6 protein-coding genes are annotated in these 12573 nt (G+C 61.4%); all 6 read right to left on the minus strand.

Translation table 11 applies throughout. From position 1 onward, the window contains the following. Positions 1 to 9 precede the first annotated feature (9 nt). Positions 10 to 1956, minus strand: a complete 1947-nt coding sequence (locus KP001_RS21450; protein WP_217287501.1) for an alginate O-acetyltransferase AlgX-related protein — start codon at positions 1954 to 1956, stop codon at positions 10 to 12. Next, the gene (locus KP001_RS22315; protein WP_217287502.1) at positions 1953 to 5462 is read right to left on the minus strand and encodes a glycoside hydrolase family 99-like domain-containing protein; all 3510 of its coding nucleotides are present in this window, start codon (positions 5460 to 5462) and stop codon (positions 1953 to 1955) included. The genes KP001_RS21450 and KP001_RS22315 overlap by 4 nt, the downstream gene beginning before the upstream one ends. 19 nt (positions 5463 to 5481) lie before the next feature. Beyond that, the gene (locus tag KP001_RS21460; protein WP_217287503.1) at positions 5482 to 6342 is read right to left on the minus strand and encodes a glycosyltransferase family 2 protein; all 861 of its coding nucleotides are present in this window, start codon (positions 6340 to 6342) and stop codon (positions 5482 to 5484) included. After that, the gene (locus KP001_RS21465; RefSeq protein WP_217287504.1) at positions 6342 to 9770 is read right to left on the minus strand and encodes a glycosyltransferase; all 3429 of its coding nucleotides are present in this window, start codon (positions 9768 to 9770) and stop codon (positions 6342 to 6344) included. The genes KP001_RS21460 and KP001_RS21465 overlap by 1 nt, the downstream gene beginning before the upstream one ends. 73 nt (positions 9771 to 9843) lie before the next feature. After that, positions 9844 to 11967 carry a glycoside hydrolase family 99-like domain-containing protein gene (locus KP001_RS22320; protein ID WP_217287505.1) on the minus strand — a complete coding sequence of 708 codons (2124 nt, stop codon included), beginning with the start codon at positions 11965 to 11967 and terminating at the stop codon, positions 9844 to 9846. Positions 11968 to 12022: 55 nt separating this feature from the next. Next, the gene (locus KP001_RS21475) at positions 12023 to 12490 is read right to left on the minus strand and encodes a hypothetical protein (protein ID WP_217287506.1); all 468 of its coding nucleotides are present in this window, start codon (positions 12488 to 12490) and stop codon (positions 12023 to 12025) included. Positions 12491 to 12573: the final 83 nt, after the last annotated feature.

Consider the following 12573-nt stretch of genomic DNA (forward strand, 5'->3'; position numbering starts at 1 on the left):
CCCCCTGCTTTACTTGACACCAAAAACGGTGATTCTGATTATCTTGGTTGGAATGTCTGAACGAATATTGGTGAGGCTGAGCGTGACGGCCTTTTCAGAAGTAACCCTAAATGCCAAGGTGTCTGTTCTTTCCGACTGTGAGTAGCTCTTGTGAACCGTATCCGATTGATTGGAGTAGATCCCCTTGATGGTCGGAGCGTCGCCGGGCTGACTTTCTATTTCGAGTATGAAGAAGCTGAAACCATCCAACTTGGGCAACTGCAACACGAATTCTGCTTCTTCGCGCGCCTTGGCCTCACGAGCCTTCAAAATGAGTCCTCCGTCTGCAGAGAAAGCGCCGATAGCATCCTGAGTTGCATTCCTCAGTTTGATGACTCCGTTGAGTGCATCCCCTTGATAGGAAGCGACAGCCGTGCGCGGTGCTTTCGCCGGATCGACAACTGGAGGAAGATCCAAGGCATTGGAGGTTACCATCGGGACCATTGGGAAGATGCAGACGGTCCGCTTCTCCAGAAAAGCGTCTCCTTCGCGCGCCAGCATCCGGGGGATGCTGGCATCAGAACCTGCCCTGTACAGCATGTCAGGAACAATACCTGTGAGATACGCAAGGTAAGAGGTGATGTTTCCGCCAAGTTTCAGCGACGGGTACTCCGTGAATGAAGAGCCGACAAGCAGGATGGGTGACTCAGAACCTGTTCTCCTGCCTAAAGGTTTGTCGTCATCCGTGTAGACTCCGCGGAAGGATATGTAGTCGGCTGAATTGAATTTGGAGTTGCCCTTGGGCCAGAACGGGTTGCACTTCTCAGTCGCCCAGAGGAAGCTGTTGAGGTCCATGCCGGTTGAGACTTCTTTTAGGTGCAGTTTGGCTGGAGGAGTTGCCGCGATGCTGTCATAACGCTTAACCCGTTCCGCGATCGCTTCTGCCGCTACCCAAGCCATCCCTTCTGCCGGATGTCTTTCGGGCCGGTCCGAGTACCAGTACATCAGCGGAAACTTGAAACGGGAAGCCTTCGCCCGGGGAATGATGTCGGTGACTATCTCGACATCGGCTTCAAGAAGCTCCTTATACATCCGCAAAAGGTACGGATTCGGTATCTCTCCTTTGGGAAGGGCGGAAAAGATATCATCCGTAATTTCTCCTTTGTAGGGGACGCGCAGGACTATCAGATCCACGTTGCGGGCAGAAAGGTAGTTCTTGAAGGCGACGAGGGATCTGACGAAATCGGGGGAGTAAACGGTGCCTAAAGGCAACTCTCCGATGCCAAAGAAGCTGTCGCCAATCCATTTTCCGGGATTTGACTGAAACTGCGCCCAGTACTCATTCCTGTACTTTTCAACCGACTTGTACCACTCGTTCCAGTCTCCCCCATGGGCTAGGAGGAGCGCGTTGATTTCCTCTAGATCTTTTTTGATCCGTTCTCTTCTCTGCCTTGCGGCATTGTCATCACGCTTTCTGCCGGTGGCTGCTTCACGTTTGCCGGGGCTTTTTACCGCAAAGGACGGTTGATGCTCAGCCGAGGTCAACGCGCTGGTCGCTGTGATGCGCTGGGGGAAAAAGAATTCGAGATCCACGTCCTCGACTTCATCTGCCTGCTGTGTTTGCCTCACCTTGTCGGGCATCGATGCAAATGGAACTACAGTCGCGCGGACCATGTCTCCGGTCTTGAAATGAGCTTCAGGGGCGTACTGCCTGGCGAAGAAACCGGGCAGTACGAGAACTACCTTTCTCGGAATGCTTCGGCCGGATAGGATGTTCTTGATCTCTATGACAGCCGTGTAGTAGCAGTCGGGGTACGGGTTGCTCTCTGCTTTGGGCAGCTTCGAGACCTGGGTGAGAACTCCTTCTATAACCGTCTGCCCGGCGGCGACCGAGGTGGCGCTATCCGCGGCATAGGACAGACAGCACCACAAACCGACGACGACAAGCAGCGCGGTGGCAAGAAGGTGTCGTGTCATTTCTTCCCCTGCATCTTCTGCGCTACTTCGTACGCCTTTCTGAGCGGCTCGGTCACCTTCCAACTGGCCGAGTGCAGGAGGTCCTCTATGCGCGCTTCCCGCGCCGCGACCAACTCGTCCTTTGCCGCCAACTGTTCCTGTAACAGCGCCGCGGTTCTCTCCAGTTCCTCTTTCTCCCTTTGCGCCGCTGCCAGTTGCTGCTGCAGGGCGAGAACCTCGTGCTGGTACTGGGAGAGATCTACCTCCACCTGCACCGCGGCTGGCTGCACGGGTACTTCATAAACCCCATCCAGTGCACTCCTGGTGGCTTCCAGGTAGGCCCTGCCGAACTTTTGGTCCGGTTCCAGGTGGTTTCCTTCGGCCCACTCGTTCCAGGCGTTGACGAAGGCTATCCGCTCGTCGCCGCCGAAGCGCCGCCTGGTAAAGGAAACGACGTGCTCCAGCCACTGGCGGTATTTCTCCGGCGTGGAACCCACGAAGATGTTGGCGCCTTCCTGGCGCCGCGCCGAGTTGTCCCACGACGGGGTGGCACAGCGGAACCTCTTGTAGCGCACGTCCGGCTTCGCCATCATCTCGTCGGCCAGGCTATCGTAGCGGTGCACGTAGTTGTTCTTGTAGACCGCGTTGAGCAGATCCAGGCCCGGCAGCTTTCCCTCCTGCTCCGGCATGATGCGGGGACCCTTCTTCTGCCAGTCGGGGGCAAACTCCAAGGCGGCATCGAAACCGATTGAGGCGGGATCGCAGGTTCCGATGCTCTCCACGCGCACCAGGTACAGTTCGCCGATGCCGGCGGCACGGGCTTCCTCGCGCCAGAGGCGCGCGGTAGCGGCGGGATCGGGTATGTTCTCGGTGCGGTAGACCAGGAACATGGGCTTACCGTTCACCCTGATATACCGCGGATCCCTGAAATAGCGGATGAGGTCCCGGATGTGGTTGCGGTCATCCTCTTCGCTGTAGTCCTGCTTCATCAGGACGTGCTGCTCTTCGCCGTCCCAGCGCCGGGTCCAGTTCTCATTCGCCCAGCAGACGCAGAACGGGAAGTTGGGCTTGCCTGACTTCAGCACCGCTTCGAGCGGTGTTTCCAGAAGTCTTCTACCGTTGAACCAGTAGTGGTAGTAGCAGAAGCCATGCACGCCGTACTGCCGGGCGAGCTCCGCCTGGGCAATGCGGGATTCTTCCAGGCGCAGGTCGTAGAAGCTCAGGTCCGCGGGGACATGCGGCTGGTAGTGTCCCTTGAAGAGCGGCTTGGCCTTGGCGACGTTGCGCCACTCGGTGAAGCCTTTGCCCCACCACTCGTCGTTTTCCGGGATCGGGTGGTACTGGGGCAGATACATCGCGATAAGGCGCGGCATGGCTGGCTCCGGTTCCTGTTTGCGGGCGACTGGGCGCCCCTTGAGCGGCACCCCCAGCAGAATTTCCGCCAGCGTCCGCTTCGCCCCGGAGGAATGGAAGGTGCTTTGGGCGAAGGCGCGGTACAGCGCACTGGTCAGCTCAAGACCCTGCTGGTCCCGGTATTGTGTGACCACCGCCTGCGCAAAATCCCCGGTGCTGTCGGCCGCCCGGCTCACGGTGCCGATGCCCGGGATACCCTCCAGGCCGATTGCAGTCGACACCATCGGCACACCGTTTCGCAGCGCCTCCACTGTCTTTCCCTTCACTCCGGCGCCGAAGCGCAGGGGGATCACGACCATCCGGATCTGACGGTAGAAATCCTCGAGATCCTGCTCGCTTACGTGGCCGTGGATGCGGATGTTGTCGCAGGCCAGGTCCTTCACCTCCTGGGGAGGGTAGGTCCCTATGACGTGCAGCACCATGTCGGGAACTTCGGCGAGGATCTTGGGGAAGATCTCGCGCGCGAACCAGAGGATCGCGTCAAGGTTGGGCTTGTGACCGCACCCCCCGACGAACATGATGTCTTTGCGGCAGGCAAAGCTCAGGCGCTCTCCGGGGAAGTCATCGTAGAAGAAGAGGGGGACTGCGTGGATCCTTTCCCCGGGGAGCAGGTCGGCGAGGACCTGCCGCTCGTAGTCGCTGTAGGTCAGCGTGGCGTCGGTCTTCTCGATGATCTCGAACTCGATCTGGCGGTAGCTTTCCGCTTCCTTCAGCGTCTCCGGGTCACCGTCGATCTCATACTTCCTAGACAGCCGCAGATAGTGCAGGTCGTGCCCCTGGAACAGGAGGATGCTGTCGGTATGGGCCCTGATGAAGTCGATGTACGAGACGGTGATGTTGGGGCGATTGAAGAGGACGTAATGCAGCTCGCGGCCATGCTCGAGGACCCAGCGCTGCCAGTTCTCGCGGTACCACTCCCCCTGCAGGACGGTGATGCCCAGATCCTCGAGCGCCGTCGAGTACGGTTCTCGCTGCTCGAAGTCGTCCGGCAGGAAGTACACCTTGAGTCCCAGCTCCGTGAGGAGCTTCAGGTACATGAAGGTGGTGCGCGACCCCGCGTACTTGTCGAACTGGGGCACCTCGTAGTCGATCACCAGGATGGACTTGCCGCACAGGGCGGAGGCGCCCTCCGGCAGCGACGTGGCAGCCGCCTGCTGTTGCGGAACCGTCTGCAACTGGTCCAGGTAGCGGCAGAGCGCCCTGAGCGCCGGGGCGCTCCGCTCCTGGAGCCCGGCAAAGGCGAATTCGAACAGGTAGCCGATGGCGATCTTCCTGGCGCAGCGGGCCGTGAAGGAGCCGGCCCCTTCCTTGGAGGCGATGTCGAGGTAGCGGCGCAGGCGAAGGCAGATGCCGTCGTAGCTCCCCGCCTGCGAAGAGGTGTCCAGGATGGCGTCGGATCTTCCCTGCCAGTAGGTGCGGTGATAAAACCACTGCCTGGTGACCCGGTGCGGATCGATCTTGTGGTGGATGACCGCTTCCGGGGCGAAGGCGATGCGCAACCCCGCCTGCGCGATCTTCTTGCAGATGTTCACTTCCTCGTTGGAGAGCAGGGAGTTGCCGATGCGCCCGAGGTTGGTGGGGAAGAGTCCGATGCTGTCGAAGACGCTCTTTCTGAAAGAGATGTTGGCGCCCCAGGGTGTGTCGGGCCAGGTGAAGGAGCCGGTGGTGCGGGCCGCGTCGAACTCGTTGACGGTGAGGTAGGGGACCCAGTCATCGGTGAGCCAAACCGGACGCTCCGAGGGCCAGACCGGCCGGATCGGCCCCCCCGCGCAGGCGACCTTGCTGTCTGCGAAGGCCGCCACGATAGCCGCGAGCCAGCCCGGTTCCGCGTCGATGTCGTCGTCGACGAAGGCGACGATCTCTCCCGCTGCGTTCTCGATGCCGGCGTTGCGGGCGAAGGAGAGCCCCTGCCGTGCCTCGAAGATGTACTTGATGGCGACCTCGGAGGAGGCTGCCGCCTGTTCGGTAACCGCACGGGTGTCGTCGGACGAGTTGTTGTCGACCACCACAATTTCAAAATCAGCTGCAGGGAAGTGCTGCTTCTGAATGGCAGCGATGGAATCCCGCAGGAGTCCCACCCTGTTGTAAGTACAGATGATTACCGATGCTTTCATGATGAACCTGCGCTTAAATTTATTTTACGTACGACCTGGTGAACCTGTTTCCTTTGTAGATGAAGAAGGGGCGGATGAAGGGGAAGAGCACCTCGGCCATCCGTTTCACCTCGGACTTCGCCAGGCCGTCGCGAAGCGTCTGCCAGATTTCGGCGTCGGTCATGTCCGCGATCATGTCGGAGAAGCCGTAGTGCACCCCTACGTTGCGCCAGCCAAGCCCCTCGTTTTCGCAGCGCTTGGCCAGGCTGGTGACGCTGTACATGTGGGTGTGGGCGCTCCTTGCCTTGTCCTGGAACACGATCTTGTGGCCGCCGGCCGCCACCCTTTGCTGGAACACCTTGTCCTCGCTCATCTCCACGGTGCCGAGGGGGTGCCTTGCCCATACCGAGCGCCTGATGGCGCAGCAGGTGAATGAAAGCCCGATGTTGTTGTTATTCTCCATCCACATTTTGCAGTCGCGCGTGTAGTAGAACTTGCGGACCTTCTCCCAGAAGAAGAGCTGCTCGTCGCTCCAGTCGGGGAGGACGTCCATGGCCTGGACCACCGCCACCTGAGGGTCATCAAACGGAGCCACCAGGTTGGCGAGCCAGTCGGAACCGACCGGAACGGAGTCCTGGGATATGACCACGACGATCTCGCCATGCGCCACCTCGAACCCGTAATCGCGGGTTCGCCCGAAGTTGAAATCCTTTGGCTCGATCCTGTGCAGCACGACCGGATGCGCCTGGAGCATCTCCAGGGTGCCATCGGTGGAACCTGAATCGATGGCGACGACCTCGTACTCGAAATCCGCCTGCTGGGACAAGACCGCTTGCAGCGACTCCTTGAACAACTCCCCGCCGTTTTTGGTGAGATACACTACCGAGGCTTTCACCGCCATCATTTACCCCTTACCATGTCGTAGGCCCACCTGAGCGGCGCGGTGACCTTCCAACTGAGCGAATCGTACAGGGCCTCGATGTGGCGCTCCTTGTCCTCGACGAGCTTGTTCAGGTCGCAGTACTTCTGCTCCATTTCCACCAGTTTCGCCTTGAGTTCGTTGCAGCACTCGCCGTCGAGGGCCGCGCTCCCGGCGAGGTTCGCCTGTTCGCGTTCGGCCGCGGCGAGCTTCAGCTTGAGCTGATCCAGGTGCCAAAGCAGGGACTGGTGCTCTTCGACCACCTCCACGAAGTCATCCGCGGAAAGCAGGGTGAAGGCCCGCTTGAACATCTCCTTGTGCTTTTGCGCCGAGATGCCCGGATCTTCCTTGTGTACCAGGCTGATGTTCTTGGTCTGCCGGTTCTGGTAGTTGTAGTGCTCGCAGGTCGCCACCTTCAGGTGGGTGGGCCGTTCCAGGGCCGCCAGGCGCTGCAGCATGTCCCAATCGATGAAGAAGCTTTTCTCTTCGTCGTACCGTCCCGCCTTGGCGAGGAGCGATCTCGAATGCGCCGAGTTGATGTGGCTTATGTACCACATGGTCTTGTCGGTCAGCACCCCCTTGTTCAGCGGCTTGCTGGAGAGCTTCACCAGCCGGTCTTCCTCGATCCTCACCTCGACCTCGTGGGCGTCGGTGTGCACGAACTGTTTTCCGGTCTGCTCCATGTGGGAGATCATGGTTTCCAGGTGGTTCGGATACCAGACGTCGTCGTCGTCGAGATAGGCGATATATTTCCCGGTACCGCAGGATATGGCGAAGTTGAGAGCCGCCGGTTTCCCCTGGTGCGGCACCGCGCGGTAATGGATCCTGCCGTCGTTGAAGCTGTCCACGAACGGCTGCAGGTCGACATCCTCGCCGTCCTGCACCAGGTACAGCTTCCAGTTCCGGAAGGTCTGGTTGCGAATGCTTTCCACTGCGCTTTTCAGGAAGGCGAGGTTCGGGCGGTAGGTCGGCATGATGATGTCTACGTCGGCCGCTTTCGCGCCGGCGCCTGCCGCAGCCGGCGCCGCGAGGGAGCGCAACAGCGCCGCCAGCTTGCGCGCCTCGGCGCCCTGGTTGAACTTGCCGAGGACGACCTCTTTGCCCGCGGCGCCGAACCTCTGCCGTAGCGGTGCGGCAAAGCAGAGGGCGATCATGTGGTTCGCGAAGGCGGCGACGTCCCTTTCATCGGAGAGAAGCCCGGTCACGCCGTCCAGCACCAGCTCCGGGATGCCGGAGTGCCGGGTCGAGATCACCGGCAGGCCGGTGGCGCAGGCCTCCATGATGGATACCGGGATACCCTCCCGGTCGCCGTTGGCGCCGGTGACCGAATGGAGCACGAAAACGTCCGCCCGCTCCATTTCCGCGATGACGACCTCGCTGGAGACCGAGCCGCCGAAATAGACGCTGTCGGCGACGCCGAGCTGGGCGGCAAGTTCCATCATGGCCGGACGGTGGTAGCCGTCCCCCAGCAGGCGCAGCTCGCTCTCGGGGACGACGCGCCGCACCTCGGCGAAGGCCCGCAGCAGGTAGTCGTGCCCTTTCTTTTCCACGAAACGGCCGATGCTCAGGAAGGTCACCTTGCCCCGGTCGCCCCTCTCCAGGAAGGTGAACCGGGCCGGGTCGATACCGCAGCGCACGATTTCGATCTTGTTCCGGTACCGTTCGCCGATCAGGCCGAGGATGTAGGACTTGTTGTACTCCGAGATGGTGACCACCTTGCTGGCGGCTTCCGTCAGCAGCGTGAGCCTTTGTACCGGGCTCTCTTCGTCGATCACTTTGCGGTCCCGCATGAAGATGTCGTAGGCGTGGGCCGTGAAAGAGAAGGGGACCCCGGTGATCCTGGAGGTGATGAAGGCGACCAGCGCGGACTCGGTGGCGAAATGGGCGTGGATGTGATCGATGCCGTTTCCCAGGACGTGTGCCGCGGTCAGTGCCGCTTGCAGCGCCAGGACGGGCGCAATGCCGGCTTCGGCTGCCACACCCTGCGCCGCGGCCAGGAGGTCCTCCCGGTGAGCGTGCGCCTCGGGCTGCGCGATGTCGTACACCTCGTGGTTCAGCTTGGCCATCAGGGTTTCATGGCACTTTTGCGCCGGCAGGATAGAGACGGGATAGACCTCGAGCCCCTCCTGCTGCATGGCGATGATCTCGTTGATGACGAAGGTCTCGGAAGGGACCGGGATGTGGCGCAGAATGTAGGCCACCTTGAGCCCGGTGCTCCCGGCACCCCGGGTGGTCAGGCCGGCGTAGAACTCCAGCATCCGCGCCGTCACCTTGGCGGTGTCGAAGACCCGGACCTTCTCCTTTGCTTTTGCCCCGATGGAGGCGAGGTCCGTCCCGGCGAGGCATTGAAGCATGGCCTTCTGCAACTGCAGGCTGTCGTTGGGAGGGCAGAGGATCCCTTCCTGGCCGTCGTCGATGATCTCGGGGAAGCCGCCGGAATCGGAGGTTACCACCGTCTTGCCCAGCGCCATCGCCTCGATGCAGGCGTAGGGGAAGTTCTCCCACAGCGAGGGAAGCACCACGAACTTCGACCTCTCGATGATCGGGTAGAGGCTCTCGTGCGGGATGTTCTCGATGAAGACGATCCTCTCTTCGTATCCCGCCAGCGCCGCCAAAAGTTTCTGCTTCATGGAGACGGAGTTGTGAATGGAGTCGCTGCCGATCAGCACTGCCACGAGGCCGGGTGCGGCGTCGAGCACCTTGGGGAGTGCTTGTGCCAGGAGATGTGCACCCTTGCGGTATTCCAGGCGGCCGAAGAAGAGCAGGTACTCTTTCCCGGTCAGCAGTTGGTCGTAAATCGAGGTGTCGGGGGTGTAGACCTTGAGGTTGAAGAAGTTGGGTATCACCGCGATGTCCGGCGTGCCCCACTTTTGCCGCACCACCTCCGCCATGGCGTGGGTGGGGGAGGTCACCGCCGTCGAGAGTTCCGTTTGCAGCTTCTCCAGCTCATCCCGCACCAGGTGCTCCGGGGCCTCCGGCATGTCGTTCAGGTGCCGGACCCAGAAAAACGGGGTGTGCAGGCGGGTCACCTTGGCCGGGCCGTCCAAAAGCTTGAAGACGATGAGGGCCTGGGCGCAGGTTTCCGGTGCCTCGATGACCTCGAACGGTTCGGCGAGGTGGAGTTCCAGCACCTTCTCATATACCCGCTGGCTGAAGGAGAGGGTCCAGTGCGACAGGTCGGCCACTTCCGGTACGGCGTCAAGATCGATAGGGGAGTGCGGGGTGCGCGAGACGCGGTGCACCGTGACGCCCATGTCGTCCTTGCTGTATTCCTCCGCGTCGGCGAGGCTGATGACGTGCACCCGGTGCCCCGTGGCGGCCAGTTGGCGCGCCAGCACCTGGGTGTAGGTGGCAATGCCGCCCCAGTTGGTTTCCGGTGGATATTCTTGTGAGATCAGACAGACATTCATAACCGGCCCTCGCCCGGAACAATCGAAAGTACTCGCTTACTGCAGCCTCGCCACTCGACGAAGCGGCGCATGGTCATGAAAAGCTCTTTTCGTAGGCGTCCATCAGCGTCTTGGAAACGATGCTCCAGTCAAACGCCAGGGACTTTTCGCGTGACTTCCGCCCCATGCACTGCCGCAATTGCGCGTCGGCCGCGAGGGCGAGCACCGCCTCCGCCATCTCCCGGGCTTCGCCGGGACGGCACAGTCTGGCGCATTCGTCGTCCACATAGTCGCGGATGCCGCCGATGTCGGTGGTGACGATGGGGAGCCCGCAGGCCATCCCCTCCAGGACGGAGTTGTTGGCGGTGCAATCCTTCATGGGGACCACGAGCAGCATCGCCTCCTGGTACTTGGCCAACAGCTCCGCCTCCGGAATGCCGGAGTGGAACCTGACGTTGGAGCACCCCTCGAAAAAGGCCCGGTTACGCTCCAGGGTGACCACGTCGAGGACCAACTGCGGCGCCTTCGACGCCAGGATCTTGGACACCGCCACCAGCGTATCGAAGTCCCTGAGCCAGTTCCCCACGAACAGGATGCGGTCCTCCCGCTTGAGTCCCGGGTTGGGCGCGAAGAAGTCGGTATCGACGCCGTGCGGCACGAAGTGGATCTTCGCGGGGTCGATGTACTGCGAGAAGAACGGGATCTGGTTGGTCCCGACCACCACGACGCCGTCCACGTTCTTGAGAGGTTCCCTGGTCCGGACGAACTCCAGGTGGGCCGCCGGGGGCTGGTGGAAGGAGACGAATATCTTCTTGTTCGGGTCTTTCGAGCGCCCGGTGTGGTACAGGGAGTTCTCGCCGTACAGGTAGTGGCAGACGTGCCGGTTGGTGCCGCAGGCCAGTTCGTTGACCGCGCTCTCCAGTTCCAGGTCGCTCGGGTTGTACCAGCTCACCTCCTTTTTTGCCTGCTGGTACAGTCGCTCGCGCTCCGCTTCGGTGACAGAGTCGAAGCTCGCCGCCTTGGGCAGCCTGCGATGCGGAACGAAGTCGATAAAGCGGTCGTAGCCGGAGTGGGGCGAGTGGTGCGCGGTTCTCACGTTCGCGAAATGAACCCTGATCTGGTCGCTGCTCTCGCGCGTCACGGCCCTGCGCGTCGCCTCCAGGTAGGCGTTGCCCCACCTGAGGTCGGGCTCGAGGTAGTTGGTTTCCGCCCATTCGTTCCACGATTTGACGAAGATCACGCGCTCGTCTTCGGGGCGGTCCTCGACGAGGTCCACCGCTTCCTCCAGGTGCCGCTCGTACAACTGCGGCGTCGAGCCGTGCAGCACGAAGCCGTTTTTCCCGGAGCGCGGGGTGTTGTCCCAGTTGGGCACCACGCACGGGTGGAAGTCGCGGCGCAGCGTCTTGTCCGGGAAGGCGTTCTCCACGAAGGACTGGTAGGAGTAGACCTGCGGCAGCTCGGGCTTTTCCTTGCTGAAGAAGCGCCATTTGAGGATCTCCTTCTCGAGTTCCTCGTTGAGCGGCTGCACCTCCTGCCGTGTCACCATGGCTACCGGCGGATTGGAGGAGTAGGCGTCGAAGCCGCCCGCTACCGGGTCCCACGGGAAGTCGACCATGGCCACGAAGTGGAAGCCGCCGAGCCCTTCCTTGGCGGCGAGCTCGCGCCAGGTGTTCATGAACAACTCAGGTTCCTTGAGGTCCTTGGGCTTGTAGACCCCGAAGATGTTCTTGCCGTTCACCTTGAGGTAACGCGGGTCGCGGAAGGCGTCCAGCATGGCATAGAAGTGAGCGGTGTAATCCTCGACGCCCGGGTAGGTCTGCTCGATCAGGATGCGGTCAGGGCAGCCGTGCCAGACCCCGGACCAGGTGTGGTTGGCCCAGGCCAGGCAGAAGGGGAAGTCCGGTTTGCCCGACTGCACCACCTCGTGGAAGGGGCGCTCCAATAGCCTCTTGCCGCCGCCGAACCAGTAGTGCCAGTAACAGAACCCTTCGATGCCGTACTCGCGGGCGAGGTTCGCCTGATCCTCCCGGGACTCGGGGAGGCGCAGGTCGTAAAAACCGAGGTCTGCCGGGAGGTTGGGCTGCTGGTGCCCGATGAACAGGGGCTTCGCCTTCACGGTGTTGGTCCACTCGGTGAATCCGGGACCCCACCACTCGTCGTTTTCCGGGATCGGGTGGAACTGGGGGAGGTAAAGGGCGATGAGGCGGGCTTTCTTCATTGGTTCCTCTGGCATGACAAGGGGGGCACATCCTTCGCGCCCCCCGCTAGTAAACTCACTTCACGGCCTGCAGTTTTACCTCGTCGAGGTTCATGGTTGCCTTTATCTGCTCCTGTGTCCCTTTCTCCACCGAAAGGGCCCCGGCGATCTTGCCGCCGGCAGGCGCCGCCACCGTGACGGTCAGCTTCTGCCACTGGTTCTTCTTCTTGAGGTCGTAGCTGTTGCTGAAGGTGTTGCTGAGGAATTTGCCGTCCTTGTAGAGGGCGATTTTCAAAAGCGGAGCCGTGCCTGCATGGTCCCACTCCTTGACGAGGAGCCAGGCGGTGGCCTGGTACTGCTTACCCGGCTGCAGTTCCTTGCGGGGGGAGGCTGCGAAGTTGTACAGGCCGGCCGAGGAGGTGCCGGCGATCTTCAGGCTCCCCTTGCCGCTCTTCTTCGGTGCGGTTGCTGTGCCGAGGCTGATGGTTTTGGCCGGGGCGGACCAGCCGGCTGCCCCCGCCTCGAAATCAAATTTTTCTACCACTGCACCGGTTGCCGCTGGTGCAGCCGGGGGAGCTACGGTAGACTTCTTCGCAGTCTGTTGGGCTTGGGCGGCACCGCCCGCAG

Origin of the sequence: Geomonas subterranea, assembly GCF_019063845.1 — a bacterium.
In the GTDB taxonomy this organism is placed as follows: domain Bacteria; phylum Desulfobacterota; class Desulfuromonadia; order Geobacterales; family Geobacteraceae; genus Geomonas; species Geomonas subterranea.